Here is a 16,698-nt window from a genome sequence, read left to right as displayed (position 1 = left end):
GTCTTGCGGGTTTTCCGTAAGCCCTCTTTGACGTTTGAGAGGACGATGCCTGTGTTTGAGCGAGTGTTGAAAGATCCAGTACATGATGAAATTGTGGTGGACGATGCCTGGATTTGGTCACTCGTCAATACGGCTGCTGTGCAACGATTGCGCAGAATTCGTCAGTTGGGCACTTCCTATCTCACTTTTCATGGTGCTGAGCACAGCCGTTTCAGTCATTCTCTAGGCGCATATGAGACGATGCGACGACTTTTGCAGCATTTGCAGAAGCGCTTTGGCTGGCCGCATTCCGATCGCGATCGGAAACTTGCCTTAGCTGTTGCGCTTTTGCATGATGTGGGACATGGCCCCTTTTCGCATACTTTTGAAAAGGTGTACGCTTATCACCACGAGGACTGGACTCGGAGAATTCTCTTGGAAGATGAAGAGATTCGTCGAAGGCTGGACGAAATAGACACAGATTTTGCGCAAGATTTAGTGGGTGTTTTAGAAAAAAGAGGGAAGTTTCCAATAATACAACAGTTAATATCCAGTCAATTGGATGTTGATCGGATGGACTATCTGCTGCGAGATGGTTTACATACGGGTGTATCTTACGGAAGTTTTGAATTGGCAAGAATTCTTCGTTCTATAGTGATTAGTGATGGTCAGGTCGCGATCTCGGAAAATGCCATTCATACAGTCGAGCAATATATTCTTGCGCGGTATTTCATGTATGCACAAGTCTATTTGCATCCCGTTACAATTGGCAGCGATGTACTTGTGGCGAATATTCTCAAACGCGCTCGCGAGCAGCAGGAGACAGCAGCTTTGTATCTTCCAAAAGCGTTGACGGCTATACTTCATGAAGATTCTCGCCCGCTTTCCGTAAAAGAATACCTTGCGTTGGATGAGTCTACGCTTACCTATGCGTTTCATTTATGGAGTGGAAGTAAAGATGAGGTTTTGGCGGATTTATCCAAGCGTTTTCTGTACAGAAGATTACTCTATCCGATTGTCTGCAGTGAACCTTCTTTGGAGATCAGGGCTCAGTTGCGCACCTTGATACGGGCCAACGGCTACGATCCAGAGTATTACTTTGCCGGGAGAACTTCTGGAATTACTGCTTATATCTATCATGGGGAAGGTATTTCAATTGCTACGAAAAAAGGTGACAAAGTAGAACTAAGCCGACTTTCCAAACTGGTGCGTGAGCTCTCAACCTCAGAGGAATTTTGTCTATTCTTGCCACGTGAGATTTTTTTGGAGAATGGAGAGACAGCGGAACGAATCCGCCGCCTCTTACAAGTTTCTGTTTATCCGTCTTGAACGTTGCCCAAACCAAAACCATAAAACTGCTAATCCTAGAATAACGGCGCCTATGGTACTCAATGGTTTCAAATGTTTGTCAATGATATCAAAATGTGCGGTCAACTGATAACCAGCGATGGTTAAAGCGATATTCCAGGGTAAGGAACCGAGAAACGAATAAAATAAAAATTTTCCTAAACGCATTTTCGCCATACCTGCAGGCAGGGAAACAAAGGTGCGCACCGCAGGAACTAGTCTGCCTAGAAATACGGTGATTTCCCCATATTTTGCAAACCACTGTTCGGCTTTCTCGAGGTGGTGGGGATTCAGGAGAATAAATCGTCCATATTTAAGCACAAAGGGTCGACCGCCATAATAGCCAATCATATAGGCGATATAACCGCCAACCACATTAGCTAAAGTTGCGACTAGAATGACAGGAACAATGGAAAGGGCACCCTGGTGTGAAAGATAGCCGGCATATGGAACAACGACTTCTGAGGGTATAGGGATACAGGCGCTTTCTAAAAGCATAAGCAGAAATAAGCCGAAATAGCCATCGTGGGCAATCCATAGGTTAAAATGATTAGACACAGTCTTCCTCCTTTTTGTGATACCTCTACTATCGTAAACGATGAGAGTATGACTGACAATCTGAAAGACGGGTTGAGTGACGTATGGATATTTGGCGCTTTTTTGTCCAAACGATGGGTTTAGGAATACAAATCTTTGCCAGCCTACTAGGAATATATCAAACTTTACTTTCCTTCCCTGGTTATTTCCCTGCCAAAAAACCGCATACCCATTCTCCGGAAAAAAAATTCGCCATTCTGATTCCAGCTCATAATGAAGAACGAGTGATTGGCTTTTTGCTGGATAGTTTGTTTGCTCAGGACTATCCCAGCCATCTCTATGACATTCATGTGATTGCTGATCACTGTTCTGACCATACAGCGGAGGTAGCTTTAGCCCACGGTGCTAAGGTGCACTGCCGGGAACAATCGACACAACGCAGCAAAGGTTATGCTATTGAATGGATGTTGAAACGACTCCAAGAGATGTCTGTCTCTTATGATGCTGTACTTATTTTTGATGCAGATAATTTGGTAGAAGCCGATTTTTTACAAGCAATGAATCATCATTTATGTACAGGCCATCGAGTTATTCAGGGTTATCTAGGAGTGAAAAATCCGTTTGACAGTTGGGTTACGGTATCACAGGCTGTTTCATATTGGTTTAGTAATTGCATGTGGCAAAAAGCCAGGAATAATCTGGGACTTGCTTGTTCACTCGGTGGTACGGGTGTATGTGTGGATTTCAACCTTTTAGCAGAAATGGGCTGGCACGCCACTGGATTGGCGGAAGATCTGGAGTTTGGCGTGCGTTGTATTAGGCGTGGTATTTATCCTGTGTGGGCGCATGAAGCTAGGGTATATGACGAAAAACCAATAGACCTTGTTTCTTCCCTACGTCAACGGATACGATGGATGCGAGGTCATTTTTATTGTGCAAAGCGAAATTTTTTTCCTCTTCTTAGCAAAGCATTGCAAAAACGTGACGTTCGTCAATTGGATGCGGCGCTCTATCTTTTTCAACCCATACGCTTTATAATCCTTTTTCTCATATCTCTTATGGTGTTTTTTCATATCTCCATCTCTAGCGATATGGGTATAAACCATCTGTCTGGCTTATTGCCAACTTATTTTTGGATTCTGATAAGCGCTATTCTCTATTTGCAGATACCCTTTGCATTGTTTCTTGAGAAAGTAAATTGGCGTGCATATTTTGCGCTTCCTTTGTTGCCTATATTTCTTTGGACCTGGGGGCCAATTACACTCTATGCGTTTTTATCCTGTTCTGATCAACGATGGAGTCATACAGAACATAAACGCAGTATACGTATGGATGAACTGTAACAGGCTCATGCTTGACTTTTGACAGTACTCATACGTTGTAGAGCTTCTCGAATAGACATTCCAGGAAAGATACCCAGTGCTTCCGCTGATTGTGTGCAACTTTCCACCTGTCCCATCAATAATTCTTCGATGGTTTTTACACCTACAGCTCGTGCAGCCACGATTTCTCGTGCAGCTAAACGTGTTCGCAGCAACTCTACATCGAGTGCTCCACACATGACATAGCCAACTTCATTGGATATGGACAGGAGTGTGGTTTTGGGTAAATGAACTTCAACGGCTGTAAATGTTTGTTCGTCAATTTGAATCGGATACAGTCGTACCAAGGTTTTCTCCTCCTTGTTGAGTTGCCTAACTTTGTTTCTGCCTATTCATAATATGACAAATGCACAAAATCCTTGTAGGTGATTTGCCTGCACAAGGCATTCTGTGTGGAGGATGTGGTACGATAGGGAACAAAAGCAGAAGAGTGGGGTAAGAATTAGAAATTCACTTCCTTAAGATCGTATGGTGAGGAGGAAAAAGAATGTCGCTTGATATGTTGAAAGTTGTTCAATCGCTGACAGAAGCTGATGGTGTCCCTGGGTTTGAAAAAGAGGTTCGGTCTTTAATGGAGCAATATCTTAACCCACTGTCCAATCGGTTAATTAAAGATGGTATGGGTGGGGTGGTTGGCGAGAAAGTCGGACAAGCAGATGGACCACGCGTCCTGCTTGCAGGGCATTTGGACGAGATCGGCATGATGGTTACATACTTGACGGACGAAGGTTTTGTTAAATTTCAGACACTCGGTGGCTGGTGGTCTCAAGTCATGCTGTCTCAGAGAGTGACGATACATACGAGAAAAGGCAAACTGACAGGAGTCATCGGTTCTAAGCCGCCACATATTTTGAAACCTGAAGAACGCAAACAAGCAGTGGATATCAAAGATTTGTTTATCGATCTCGGTGTCAAGAACAAAGCGGAAGCGGAAGAACTAGGCGTTCGTCCTGGAGATGCCATTGTTCCTTGGAGTCCGTTTACTCGTCTGGGAAATGGTCATTTCTACTGCGCTAAAGCTTTGGATAATCGACTTGGCTGTGCCACCGCGGTTGGTGTATTGGATGCTTTGCAAAATACGGAACATCCCAATATTCTGTATGCTGGTGCGACTGTTCAAGAAGAGGTTGGTTTGCGCGGCGCTGTCACATTGGCGAATGAAATTCAGCCGGATATCGCAATTGCGCTAGATGTTGGAATAGCCGGTGATACACCAGGACTGACGAAGTCGGATGCTTTGTCCAAATGTGGTCAAGGACCTTTGCTAGTTATCTTTGATGCTTCCATGATTCCCAATCCGGTATTCCGAGATTTTGTTTTAGATACAGCAGCAGAAGTGGGGATACCTTGCCAAGTGGAATCTATATCAGGAGGCGGAACAGATGCTGGGCGTTTCCATATCAGCGGCAGCGGAGTTCCGTCTGTGGCCATTGGCTATCCAACCCGATATATTCATAGTCATACGTCAATTTACTGCCACGATGATTTTGAGCAGGGTGTCAAACTTTGTACAGAACTGGTCAAAAGGTTAGATAAAGAGACAGTAGAACGAATTCGAAACCAGTATTAAAATGGGATGGATGTTGTAAAGCTGACGAGCAGAGTGGGGGAGTTTCATGATACACCATGATTTGGTCAGTTTTTTGGAGGGCCTATGGAGAAATGCTCCCTTAATGGCTGCTTTGGTTGGCATATGTGTTGGCCAAATACTGAAAATACCGATTCATTATTTTCGTACTCGCCAATGGGAATTGCATAAAATTATAGACGCTGGTGGCATGCCGAGCTCGCATGCCGCTGGCGTAATGGCTTTGACAACCGCGCTGGCTTATGTGGTTGGTCCACAATCTCCCATATTTGCTACGTCGGTAGTTTTTACCGCGATTGTTATGTATGACGCGGGGGGGATTCGTCGTCATGCGGGAGAGCATGCCGTTTTATTGAATCGCATTGCCATGGAGCTTTCTCTTAATTCAGAATCAGACAGCTCATCTTCTTCTGTTGAACAAGAAGGGGAAAGATTAAAAGAGATCTTAGGTCATGAGCCGCAGGAAGTCATACTGGGAGCTGTGATTGGGTTACTCATTGGCATCGTCTTTGGAAAATGGTGGATCTGGTAAAAAGTGATGTTCTTCACGCTGAATTTTATCTAAAACCATCTGAATGGCATTATAAGCGCTATCTGTACGTGAAGAGCCGTAAATCACCATGGGTCCGTCTTGAGGAATACCCACAGCATAATAGGGTCCGTTTATTTCTGAATACAACTCAATCTCATAAGATGTTTTTTCTGTAGTGTACACAAAAAATTCTTTATGAGTTAATCTGTGCCCATCTGGTAATGATTTGAGTAGTTCATCTTCTGTTTTTTTATCTCGCAAATTCTTTCATCCTTTCCTTAATGAATGGAGCATCGGATATGTTTAGTAGAGCCATTGAATGGGAATGGTTCCCGTTTAGTGCAGCTAGAGAACCTGCGGCAATATTGGCTGTTATTCCTTTTTCCGGAGGCTGGATTTGGGTGAAGCATCCTCAGCGTGGCTGGGAATTGCCTGGAGGAAAAAGAGAATCCAATGAGCCACCAGAACAAGCCTTACGCCGCGAAGTTTTTGAAGAAGCGGGTGCGCTTATTACGAATCCACAATTAATCATGCAGTATTTAGTACCCGTGGAGAAAGATTCTTTTCATGTGAAATGGGTTTATCTCTGTGAACTGGAAGATATACAAAAAAGACCTGCCAGCAGTGAAATTGTTGATGTACGCTGTTTTCGGCCGACTCCTTCACCGGATACGGTAAAGGATCGGCCTGATATGTCTTTTGTAGTCAAAGATGGCGTGTATACTGAACTTTACAGAAAATTGGCGAAGAGTTTTTTTGAAAAAAATTAAAGTTTAGGCAAATTCCTTAACAGCTTCTTCAAACAAGGATGCATCTAGTTGCAGTTCACTTGCGGCCAGAGGTGTCGTGGCATAGTTGTGAATCATATCTTCATATGCTGGCCGAGTCGCATCACGATAAATGAGACCCGTTACAAGTCCATGGTGTTCACGTACAAGATTCATGGCGCGACCATAATCAGCAGCATCATAGTCAGGGAGATCGTCTACAGATATCAAATTTTCTTTATACCACTCATAAGTATTCACCTTATTATAAGTGACGCATGGACTGAACACATTAATTAACGCAAAACCTCTATGTTGAATACCTGCAGCAATCAGATCTACCAGTTTGCCTACCTCACTCGAAAATCCTTGCGCTAAAAAGGAGATGCCTGCTGCCAAAGCCAATTGTGCTGGCATCAGTGGGTATTCAATATTTCCATGCGGTGTTGTTTTGACTTGAAAACCATGCGCAGATGTTGGAGAATGTTGCCCTTTCGTCAGACCATAAATCTGGTTATCCATAACAATATAAGTAATATCCATATTGCGTCTAGCCGCATGGATGAAGTGGTTGAGCCCAATGCCAAATCCATCTCCATCTCCCCCAGCGGCTATGACTGTTAAATTGCGGTTAGCTAGCTTGACTCCTTGAGCTGTTGGTAAAGCTCGACCATGAACGGCATGAAATCCGTAAGCATTGATGTAGCCTGAGATTCTTCCAGAGCATCCGATGCCAGAGATAACAGCGACCTCATGCGGTTCTTTATCCAATTGCCCAAGGGCGCGTTGAATAGCTGCTTGTACAGAAAAATCTCCGCAACCGGGACACCAGTTGGGTCTGACTTCGTTTCGAAAATCTTTCATGCTTGCCATACGCTCACCTTCCTCGCGACTTCTTCGGCGATCTCTTTTGGTAAAAATGGGCTACCATCGAATTTTAAAATTGAGTGTAGGGCGCCATTCGTCGAAACGTTAAAAAATCCGAGTAAATGACGAATTTGTCCAGTTGCGTTGTTTTCTACCACAAAAATTTCTTCTTTATGAGCAAATGCTTCTTGAAGGGCTTGAACAGGAAAGGGTAAAAGTTTATGAATATGAACATGAGTGGCGGAGATACCTTGTTTTTCTAATATTTCAACCGCTTCTTCCAGAGCGCCAAAATTAGAACCAATTCCAAGCAACACAGTCTTTGCGTTTGGATTGCCGTGACAGGATACACTGTGATTGAGTTCAACACCCTGCAGTTTTCGCATGCGTTTTTCCATCATTTTTTGCCGATTCAGCGAGGTTTCGTTAGGGCGTCCAATTTCACTGTGTTCTACACCCGTTACGTGATGTAATCCACCTTTCGTGCCAGGCAAAACTCGAGGTGACACGCCATTGGCAGTTAGTTCATACCGCTTGAATTGGTCATGGATGTTTTCAGAAGGTATGTCGTTCATCAAGGTGGAACCTCTTTGTATGGAAATATCGGACAACTTGAGCGGTTCTGTTGTTTGTTTGCTTAATGAAAGTTGCAAATCAGTCATGACAATGACCGGACACTGGTATTGTTCAGCTAAATTAAACGCTTCACCCATCGCTTGAAAACACTCTTCAGGAGTGGCTGGGGTTAGCACAATTTTAGGAATTTCGCCGTGAGTGCCAAAGAGCGCTGCGAGAAAATCAGATTGTTCTTGTTTAGTAGGTAGACCAGTAGAAGGGCCGCCGCGTTGTGTATCAATAATCACAGTTGGCGTTTCAGTCATTCCAGAAAGTCCAATAGCTTCCATCATCAATGCTAACCCCGGACCAGATGTGCAAGTGAAAGCTCGCGCTCCGCCATAGTTTGCGCCTATAGTCATGGTCATAGCTGCAATTTCATCCTCTGTTTGAACCACTGCGCCGCCCACTTTAGGCATCTTTTTAATGAGGTATTCCATCACGTCAGAAGCAGGAGTGATAGGATAAGCAGCCATCACTCTAGCACCAGCAGCTAAGGCGCCAAGACCAAGAGCATCATTGCCCATCATAAAAAGTCGTGGCACACCATCAGCGGGAGCTAGTGGCATGAGCATATCAGGTGTGGCTTGCTCTCTGATGGCATCGTATCCGCTTTGTAGCGCCCGCATGTTTTGTTCAACAACCGCTGCACCTTTGCGGGAAAACTTTTCTTCTATCACAGATCGAAATACATTGAGAGACAACCCGAGTAGATAACAGGAGGCACCGAGTGACACCATATTTTTCATAATGGCCGATCCGTTTTCTTCAGCAAGCTGTGTCAGCGGAATACTGACAAGTTGAACATGTTGGGGAGCAGTGGGCTTAAATTTAGCATCGGCAATCACTATGCCGCCTTCTCTTACATCAGAAGCGTTCAGATCAATGGTTTCTTGGTCAAATGCCAATAAAATATCCGTGTAACTAGCAATAGCTCGATGAGGGATAAGACTTACGCGCACTTTGTCGTTAGAATGCCCGCCTTTAATTCTTGAAGAAAAATGACGAAAAGAATAGATATAATACCCCTGACGATTGAGTGCTACGGCAAACGTTTCACCAGTACTCTCAACACCTTCACCTTGTTGACCGCCAACTTTCCAGGACAGTTCAGTTAGCAAGCAGCTTCACTTCCTTAATGAGGTTGTCAAATACAAAGTTTGAAAGGAAAGGTCTTAAAACTTATCTAAATCATCATACAGTCGATAGATTTAGACTATTCTACAAAAATAAGTCTGTGTCCTCCTTTCCATTTGTCGATTTTATTGGGTTTCATTATACTTTACGCGAGTGAACCGAGAAACGGGAGGCTGGAATGAATGTATTTGACGGATGTAATGAAGAAAAAAATCGAGGCTCAATTGGATGATTTAGAACAAATGATTGGGTGGATGGACTCGCAAGTCGAGCAAGGCGAGAAGGAGGAGGATTGGACACAGAAACTTGCTGCCGAGCGAGCCCTCTATATCGCAGTAGAATTAATGACCAACGCAGCTTCAGACATTATTGATGCTATGGTTATGCGTGATCCTGGAGGATACTCAGATATTCTGCTTGTGCTGGTTGAGGAAAAAATTTTGAGTCAATCGTTATTTGAACAACTCCTCCCGCTTATCGATTTGAGAACTCGTTTGCTCAGAGAGCTCGCGCGTATTCCCAATGCGGATATCTTTTTCGCTTTGCAGAGTCAGCGTGGATATTTGCGAAACTTTTGCAAACAACTCCGGAGCTATATGGAGCATCCTTATTGAAGAAACATTTTCTTTCGATGGTTCGGTTGCAATATGAAACCATCTTACTTTTTGATGATGTTTAACTCCAAACTCAATAGCCGCTTGATGGGAGGGCAACAGGACATCGATATGTCTGCCGCGGATAGCGCCACCTGTATCCTCCGCAATACGCCAACCAAGTCCTTCAATATAGACAAGGGTTCCATAAGGAATATAGCGCGGATCAACAGCGATGGTTCTGCCTACGGTTGCCCTAGCTCCTGTTGAGGTTACTCCAAACCCTGGCATGCCAGGAGCTTTGCCCGTACACCCTGCATCTAGAGCGTAAGCGGTGAGTGTAAAATCTCCCTGCCCTTCTTCTTTCAATAAAATTTTTTCCTTTTGTAATGCAGGATGTTTAGGAACTGTACTTTGTAAATGGACATCTGGAGTTGCTTTTAAACTCGTTGCTTGTTTCTCCTGCTTCAGTTTTCCAGCTTCATGAAGTGGATGGGTTTCAAGCGAAGCAGGACAAGCCAATCCACTGCACAAACTGATGATACATGCAATGATGGAATGCATTTTATGAGAAATAATCATGCTTGTACCTTGCCAAAATTAGATGAAGTTTATACATGGTATGAAATAAATTGATTTTAATCGGAATGAATGAGGAAAATGGAGACAAGTGACGAATGATCGACATGAATGAAATTCTACTTATTTGGGGGGAAGTTCATGCAAGATAATTGTCCGTTATGTATGGAAACTGTAAAGGGATATATGATTGAGGTAGATCGTCCGTCCGTCTTGCAAGAAGTGATTCAATCGCTCTCTCAGCACTCGCAAAAAGAATGGCAGCCTGTTAATCATTCGCAATTATGGGTAGGAAATCGATTATTTTTCGACTGTTTGTCGTTTTGGAGTGAATATTACTCCTTAGAAAATTGGGATTTTTACGGAGCCGTGAAATTAGGCAGTGAAATAGAAAAAATGAATCATATGACTTTCCATGAGGTGGTAGCCAGAAGACCAGTGCTGTGGGTTGATGAGATTATCCAACACGATCAAATTCATATGATGTATCAACCGATTGTTCATGTTGAGTATAAGCAAACGATTGGCTATGAAATGCTTGCTCGAGCTCTGAGGCCAGATGGGTCTTTGATTTCACCAGCACTCTTATTTGAATCTGCCCGCAATCAAAGTGAGCTTTTTCGTTTAGATCGAACATGCCGCATCAAGGGTATTCAAGCAGGGCAACAACTGAGTCAAGAACAGTTGATTTTTGTAAATTTTATACCTACGTCTATTTACATACCAGAACACTGCTTACAAACAACGATGAAGGCGGCTTACGAGAACGGAATTGATAATTCACGCATCGTATTTGAAGTTGTGGAGACAGAAAGAGTAGACAATTTGGAACACCTGAAACGTATTCTCCTTTATTATAGAAGAGAAGGTTTTCGATATGCGCTCGACGATGTGGGTGAGGGTTTTAATGATCTATCTACCTTGCTCGCCTTAGAGCCAGATGTTGTCAAATTGGATCGAAAATTTGTTAAAAATATACATTTGGATAAAGAAAAACGCGATCGAGCAGAGAAAATTTATCGACTGACTTCTTCTATGAATGCTATAGCTCTGGCGGAAGGGATTGAATCTGCTGAAGAGGCTCGAATTTTAAGGGAAATCGGATACGATTGGCAACAGGGATACTATTACGGTAAGCCGAGTTTCTCACCTTCATCAAATTCTGAAGTATTTTTATGAAAATAAAAAGCCGCATCAACTGTGCGGCTTTTTGGTGAGCCATCCGCGACTCGAACGCGGGACACCCTGATTAAAAGTCAGGTGCTCTGCCAACTGAGCTAATGGCTCGTATCGGGACAACGAGATGTATCATATCATGAATGTTGAATGGTTGCAAGTGGTTTTTGCCCATAGTTGAAAAGAAAAATTTTCTTTTTTAATTACTCTGTTCAGAGAAAGGGTGGATGCATCATTCATCCTATATGTTTTAATTTTGATATAGAACAAGCCATGAAAGATGTAAGTGGGATGGTTCTGTGGAACTCAGTATTACTTCGGAAAGGCGTGATTCCAACTCCAGGATGAGATTCAATCGCTGACGTAAGGGCTTATACTTTGTCGGGCATAGATGCTTCCTATTAAGGATGGCGAGTAGGTTTGTTTGGCATTGGCTGGAATGGTCTGCCTTTCCAAGCATCCGCTTGTTGTTGCCAGAAGCGACGCGCTGAATCTATTGTCATGCATGTATAGAAGAAACCACACAGAGGTAATAGAGCCGCCCGCCATGTTTGGACTCGATACCAGCGTAAAATGGGAATAAAACTGATGGACATCAATACCCATGCGCTTACATTTAGAGCGGCGCTAAGCAACAGTTGTGTTCCTGGAATATGTAAAAAATTTTCTGTTGCTGGTGATATCAGCTTTTCTACTATGCGAAACAATGACGTACAAGCTAACACAACCGGACAAACATAGAGTAGCAGCATACCAAGCACCGTACCCAATAAAAGCCAGAGTGAATAACGCAATTGGACAAAGGCTGAACGGGTTACCATTTTCCAAACAGCACCAAGCCCAGGGTAGGCGCGTAGACTTGTTACCTCATTACCCAATCCAATCCAAAGTTTTCCTTTTCGAGATTGAACGAGTCGCGCTAGTGAGCAATCATCAATCAGTGCTCCGGCTATGGGAGCCAATCCGTCTTCTGTTCCAATGAACGAATGTCGGACCAATATACTGCCACCTGCTGCCGCCGCTTTGGGGTGATGATCACGAGACACCCAACGAAAAGGATATAGTTTAGCAAAAAAGTACACGAAGGCTGGAATCATAAGGGAGCCCCAAAACCCAGTAAAGTGGAGGCGAACCATGATGGAAACGAGATCAAACGACTCGCAACATGCTTTATCCACTAGACGTTCCAGGGAGTGAGGAGGGTGAAAAATATCGGCGTCTGTAAACCATAGAAAATCAGTGTCCACGGGCACATGCAGCAGTCCTGTCTGCATAGCCCACACTTTTCCTGCCCAACCTTCTGGTAAAGGGGGAGCCGATACAATCGTCAGTCGCTCTGGATGTTTTGACAAAACGGCCGTCTTTTTTGCTTCCTGAACAGTCTCATCATGACTTTGGTCGTCCACTAAAATGACTGAAAAGTGTCCTTGATAGGATTGATTGAGCAGAGCACCTAACGTTTGAGGAATCATGTCAGCCTCATTTCGTGCAGGTACAATCGCACATACGCTGGGCCAATTAAACGTCTGATGCTTTTTTGACAATGGCTGCGCGGTCAACTGTAAATGGGTTTGCCAAAATCGTCCGCGAAAGAACAGCAGACAAAACCAGGCTAGGCATGTAAGCGCTCCTATAGCGATCGTCCACATCTTTGCCCCACCATCCTAGTTACGAGTCATACGATTTATTTTTCCCGCTGCTTCACAAGCGTCGCTGGCAATGCGTCTGGCTGCATGAGGTTTTGCCAAATGTCCAGCGCGTGTGGATAAAGTTATCCGTAGAGCATCATTGGCAAGTAATGTTTCTATTTGCTCGCAAAGCGACTCCGGTGTTTTGGCTATCACCACTGCGCCACGCTGGGCAGCCCAGCGAGAATTGCCGGATTCTTGCCCTGGAATCGGACGATATATGACGATGGTTCGCTGTAAAGATAAGGCTTCCGACAACGTGATGCCGCCGGCTTTGGTGACAATGATGTCGGAGGCACGCATATAGTCAGCAATATTGTGGACATAGCCTAAAACTTCAATGGGGTGGAATGTGTCTTTTGCAATTAATTGACGAAGTTTCTCGGCTAATGTCTTGTCTCGACCGCAGATGACCACAAGGCGAAAATACTCGCGTGAGAGAAGAAGTTCTTGACAAGCTTCTACCACTCCTCCCAAAGTTCCGAGGGCACTCGACAGAAAAAGCACAGTGGGTACGTCTGGCCAGTTGAGCGCGGCTCGAGCAGCATGTGTATCGATGGTTTCAGAAAATGCCTCCCGTACAGGAATACCGCTGACAATGATTCGTTTGCTGTCGATTCCATGTTCCGATAGTTGTTGTTGCATCCGGCGTGTAGGAACGTAGTAGCGGTCTAAATCCGATTGGATCCATTCTCCATGTAGAACATAGTCTGTAACGACACCAAAAACCGGCGGCAACTTCTCATTTTGACGTCGCATTGTAGAGAGAACTGCCATCGGAAGCGGGTGTGTGCAGATGATAACTTTGGGATAAACCGTCTGGATGAGATGGCGCAAATGACGGCGTCCGAGACTGTATTCAATATGGCTCCACCCCCACATGCCTGCAATTTGGGAAGTCAAGTGATAAACGCCAGCGTACATCCATGGTGAATGTTTCGACATGGCTTTGTAGAGCCCAACAGTAGCTTGACCGATAAAATCAGGTATGTACTCCAGATAATCCATCATGGTAATTTGGCAACCGGGCCAGATTCGTTGTAAATTTTCCTGAATGGCGCGAGCTGCTTGATGATGGCCTTCACCGTATCCGGCACTCAGCAATAGGACGTCAAGTTGCTGTTCCATATTGAAGCGCGCCTCCCATTTACTCTGTCTCCAGTTAGAAACTTATGCCTTTATTGCGGGTGTCAGGCATATTTGATGCAATAAAATCAACATGGATAAGATGAGTCGGAGACCGAAAAGAGGGATATTTCTCTGCTTTTTGTAATTGTTTTTGATGAAATAGACTTTGTCTGAGAGATTTATGTTTATCATATTCAATTCGCTATAATCGTCGCAAATGGTGTTTAAAAAGTGGGAATGGAGAATCAAGAATAGAGTAAGGAATACTTATAACGGTCTATACATATTTGTCATTCGTCTTTCAGCAGTTTGCCAATGAGAGGAGTGAGGATGTGAAGAAGCACATCTCCCTTGCTGCCTTTTGGTTTACGCTGAGTTTTCAACAAGCCGCTCTTCTAACCATTGTGATTCCCGCTACCGTAGCACGGTTGACCCATGCTGGACATATCGTTTTTTTGTCGCAACTCATCACGCTAGGTGATTTCATAGCAATGGTAACTTTGCCGTTGATAGGGGCTTTGTCCGATCGCGTTCGTGCAAAAGGTGGTCAGCGGCGTCAGATGATTGTCCTTGGGTCGGCTGCCAATGTTTTAGGGTTAGCAGTTGGAGGTTCTACACTTCATGTTTGGGTATTTGCTTGCAGCTTTTTAGTTGCAATTCTTGGGTTAAGTGCTGCGGGGGCATCTTTTCAGGCTATCATGCCAGAACTTGTCAGACCAGCAGAGTGGGGAAAGGCATCAGGATATATAGGCGTAGCGACATTGCTTGGCAATGCCCTCGGTTTGGCTCTAACAGGCTTTCTCCCAATCTTTGCAGCGTATGTGGTCATGATTTTGGTGACTATCGTTGGCGCTCTCTATACTTTTTTCGGAATTCATGAATCTCCATCGTCAGCCATGCTCTTCAATGTTCGTCCCAGACAAAAACCCACAGCTTTTTATTGGGTCTTCATAGCCCGGTTTTTGGTTATGTTTGGGCAAACTTTGTTGATGACCTATGTTCTTTACTACTTCCAGGATGTGTTGCACACACCTCGTCCTACAGCTAGTACAGCCGAGCTTTCCCTGTTGGCCCTTGTTGGCGCTGCACTCTCATCATTCGTTGTCGGTTCACTTTCCGATCGTCTTCATCGCGCCCATATTGTAGCTGTCGCTACTCTTCCTATGGCAGTAGCGACTATCGCTTTCGCATATACATCTTCTGTCGCTTGGATGCTTGCTTTTGCGGTACTTTATGGTGCTGGATATGGGGCCTTTTTATCCGTTGACTGGGCGTTGGCTCTGGATACCATGCCAAGTTTAGAAAATATTGCCCGACAATTGGGGGTTTGGGGAATTGCCGCAACACTTCCAACAGTCATTGCGCCAGCAGTAGGAGGTTTTATGCTCCATCGACCAGTGCCGCTCGCTCATTCTTATTTCTATCTCTTTTGGCTGGCTGGCTTGACCATACTTGCAGGTGCAGTGGTTGTTTGGTTTGCAGGAGGGATTCAGGAGGATAGTTGGTTAACCGTTATACTCAGCCTTACAGTAGCTTCTGTTTTATGTCTTGTTGTAACTCTGCGTTGTCGAGTCCGTCTCACGGGTCATCTGCCCAAGCAGGGTGCTTTGCTCATTGTGTCCAATCATGTGCACGATCTCGATGGTGCTTTTATTCCGCCGCGACTCTATTTGCGTGGAAACTGGCGCTATCCCATTTATACGGTGGCATCGCAAAGGCTTTTTGAGTCGGGCTTCTTGGCTGTGCGAAGTCCCCGCTGGTTAAAAGTGTGGATGCGTAGTTTCAATGCCGGACCCATCTTGCGTCTCATTGGCATTCGTCCAATTGAAGATACTCCACGCACGCGACCCTTCTACAGTTGGGCATCGGAAATTCGCAGGATGCAGGGAAATCTTCCACTCGAAGAAGTGTTTGAACATACATTTTTGCATCAAGTTGGCGCAAAAGGTCTTTACCTCTCTCATCTCTATCAACCTCGTTGGCTTCATCTTGCCAATCAACCGGTTTCTTTGCGTGCGATTCAGGAACCGATTCGACAACAACTACGATCAAAAGTAAGAGATCGAATCAATGAGCAGATATCGTCTGTCTGTCGTTTGCTTGAACAGAAACGAAAAGTATTTGTGACACCAGAAGGACGATTAACGCCAGATGGGCTTATTGGACTGTTTCGCTTTGTGCTCGAACCTTTGCGAGATAAGGCGGATGCTGTTTTTTTATCAGCGGTCGCTTACGACCCTCTTTGTCCAGGGAGGCTTGGCATTGATGCTTCACTTGTTTCATATACCCATACTGTAGACCTGACAACCGCATTGGCTGCCATTCGCCCTATCAATGCCAGTCATACGATAGCTCACGCATTGGCTGTTCTTGGTGGTAAAGGTACAGAGCAAGAAGTTGTCAAACAGGCTATAGCTGAACTTGCCCATTTGCCGTCAGGGGTCCATCTAGCTTTCAAATTGCAACGAGATCGGGAGAAAATACTCACACGTGTTTTTCGTAGACTTGTCAAATTGCAGTGGTTAGAACAGGTTGAAAGTCATGTGGATGTCAAAGCCACCACATTATCTTGGGAGAGTCGCTATCAGGTAGCAACTCCATGGAAAGACAAACGATTTTCGCATGTGAAAGATTTATACAGTTATTTAATTAACCAATGGGAAGAGACCGTAACAGCTCATCGACAATTGGAGAGGTTTGACAAAAAAACTCACGTTGACGTAAACTGAAATCAATCTTGGACAATTCATGACAATTTGCCAAACAACGTTGCGAGTTGTAGT

15 protein-coding genes, 1 tRNA gene and 1 pseudogene are annotated in these 16,698 nt (G+C 44.4%); 8 read left to right on the top strand and 9 right to left on the bottom strand.

The window, feature by feature from the left end; all coding sequences use genetic code 11:
- The first annotated feature begins 51 nt into the window (after nucleotides 1-51).
- Nucleotides 52-1,308, top strand: coding sequence for an HD domain-containing protein (locus FY534_RS10155; RefSeq protein ID WP_083574087.1), 1,257 nt, complete (start codon nucleotides 52-54; stop codon nucleotides 1,306-1,308).
- Here the strand turns inward: FY534_RS10155 and FY534_RS10150 are convergent.
- Nucleotides 1,282-1,884, bottom strand: a complete 603-nt coding sequence (locus FY534_RS10150; RefSeq protein ID WP_238413500.1) for a DedA family protein — start codon at nucleotides 1,882-1,884, stop codon at nucleotides 1,282-1,284. The two genes, FY534_RS10155 and FY534_RS10150, sit on opposite strands and share 27 nt — an antisense overlap.
- An 83-nt stretch (nucleotides 1,885-1,967) precedes the next feature.
- On the opposite strand from FY534_RS10150, the gene FY534_RS10145 reads away from it, so the two are divergent.
- Nucleotides 1,968-3,206 (top strand): glycosyltransferase family 2 protein, encoded by a 1,239-nt coding sequence (locus tag FY534_RS10145; protein WP_203114478.1) that lies wholly within the window; start codon nucleotides 1,968-1,970, stop codon nucleotides 3,204-3,206.
- A gap of 5 nt (nucleotides 3,207-3,211) precedes the next feature.
- Here the strand turns inward: FY534_RS10145 and FY534_RS10140 are convergent, their stop codons facing one another.
- On the bottom strand, nucleotides 3,212-3,532 hold the full coding sequence (locus FY534_RS10140) for a YunC family protein (protein WP_072873455.1): 321 nt from the start codon (nucleotides 3,530-3,532) through the stop codon (nucleotides 3,212-3,214).
- 200 nt (nucleotides 3,533-3,732) lie between these two features.
- Between FY534_RS10140 and FY534_RS10135 the strand changes: the two genes are divergently transcribed.
- Both FY534_RS10135 and FY534_RS10130 read left to right on the top strand, forming a co-directional pair.
- Nucleotides 3,733-4,815 carry a M42 family metallopeptidase gene (locus FY534_RS10135; protein WP_072873454.1) on the top strand — a complete coding sequence of 361 codons (1,083 nt, stop codon included), beginning with the start codon at nucleotides 3,733-3,735 and terminating at the stop codon, nucleotides 4,813-4,815.
- A gap of 46 nt (nucleotides 4,816-4,861) precedes the next feature.
- Nucleotides 4,862-5,365 carry a divergent PAP2 family protein gene (locus tag FY534_RS10130; protein ID WP_203114477.1) on the top strand — a complete coding sequence of 168 codons (504 nt, stop codon included), beginning with the start codon at nucleotides 4,862-4,864 and terminating at the stop codon, nucleotides 5,363-5,365.
- Here the strand turns inward: FY534_RS10130 and FY534_RS10125 are convergent.
- Entirely contained in the window at nucleotides 5,324-5,626 is a 303-nt protein-coding gene (locus FY534_RS10125; RefSeq protein WP_072873452.1) for a hypothetical protein, read from the bottom strand. The two genes, FY534_RS10130 and FY534_RS10125, sit on opposite strands and share 42 nt — an antisense overlap.
- A gap of 38 nt (nucleotides 5,627-5,664) precedes the next feature.
- Between FY534_RS10125 and FY534_RS10120 the strand changes: the two genes are divergently transcribed.
- Nucleotides 5,665-6,135 (top strand): NUDIX domain-containing protein, encoded by a 471-nt coding sequence (locus tag FY534_RS10120; RefSeq protein WP_203114476.1) that lies wholly within the window; start codon nucleotides 5,665-5,667, stop codon nucleotides 6,133-6,135.
- Nucleotides 6,136-6,138: 3 nt separating this feature from the next.
- On the opposite strand, the gene FY534_RS10115 is transcribed toward FY534_RS10120, so the two are convergent.
- A complete protein-coding gene (locus FY534_RS10115) occupies nucleotides 6,139-7,005 on the bottom strand; it encodes a 2-oxoacid:ferredoxin oxidoreductase subunit beta (protein WP_072873450.1) in 867 nt (288 codons plus the stop codon).
- A complete protein-coding gene (locus FY534_RS10110; protein WP_203114475.1) occupies nucleotides 6,993-8,735 on the bottom strand; it encodes a 2-oxoacid:acceptor oxidoreductase subunit alpha in 1,743 nt (580 codons plus the stop codon). Before FY534_RS10110 ends, FY534_RS10115 begins: the two co-directional genes overlap by 13 nt.
- Nucleotides 8,736-8,933: 198 nt before the next feature.
- Between FY534_RS10110 and FY534_RS15055 the strand changes: the two are divergent.
- Nucleotides 8,934-9,275: pseudogene (locus FY534_RS15055) on the top strand (DUF86 domain-containing protein); the annotation flags it as partial.
- On the opposite strand, the gene FY534_RS15050 reads toward FY534_RS15055, so the two are convergent.
- Nucleotides 9,204-9,635, bottom strand: coding sequence for a 3D domain-containing protein (locus FY534_RS15050; RefSeq protein WP_370541571.1), 432 nt, complete (start codon nucleotides 9,633-9,635; stop codon nucleotides 9,204-9,206). The pseudogene FY534_RS15055 and the gene FY534_RS15050 overlap by 72 nt on opposite strands.
- A gap of 429 nt (nucleotides 9,636-10,064) precedes the next feature.
- Between FY534_RS15050 and FY534_RS10095 the strand changes: the two genes are divergently transcribed.
- On the top strand, nucleotides 10,065-11,102 hold the full coding sequence (locus FY534_RS10095; RefSeq protein ID WP_203114473.1) for an EAL domain-containing protein: 1,038 nt from the start codon (nucleotides 10,065-10,067) through the stop codon (nucleotides 11,100-11,102).
- Between the two features lie 32 nt (nucleotides 11,103-11,134).
- Here FY534_RS10095 and FY534_RS10090 read toward each other — a convergent pair.
- The 3 genes from FY534_RS10090 to FY534_RS10080 form a co-directional block, all read right to left on the bottom strand.
- Nucleotides 11,135-11,210: transfer RNA gene (locus tag FY534_RS10090), tRNA-Lys, on the bottom strand.
- Nucleotides 11,211-11,500: 290 nt separating this feature from the next.
- Complete coding sequence (locus FY534_RS10085) at nucleotides 11,501-12,748, bottom strand: glycosyltransferase (RefSeq protein WP_203114472.1); 1,248 nt, start codon at nucleotides 12,746-12,748, stop codon at nucleotides 11,501-11,503.
- 15 nt (nucleotides 12,749-12,763) lie between these two features.
- On the bottom strand, nucleotides 12,764-13,915 hold the full coding sequence (locus FY534_RS10080) for an MGDG synthase family glycosyltransferase (protein WP_203114471.1): 1,152 nt from the start codon (nucleotides 13,913-13,915) through the stop codon (nucleotides 12,764-12,766).
- Nucleotides 13,916-14,247: 332 nt separating this feature from the next.
- Between FY534_RS10080 and FY534_RS10075 the strand changes: the two genes are divergently transcribed.
- Entirely contained in the window at nucleotides 14,248-16,644 is a 2,397-nt protein-coding gene (locus FY534_RS10075) for an MFS transporter (protein ID WP_203114470.1), read from the top strand.
- Nucleotides 16,645-16,698: the final 54 nt, after the last annotated feature.

Origin of the sequence: Alicyclobacillus sp. TC, from assembly GCF_016804365.1 — a bacterium.
GTDB classification, from domain to species: Bacteria; Bacillota; Bacilli; order Alicyclobacillales; family Alicyclobacillaceae; genus Alicyclobacillus_I; species Alicyclobacillus_I tolerans.
The sequence above is the reverse complement of the archived record's forward strand: the minus strand, read 5'-3'. Positions and strand labels throughout refer to the sequence as shown.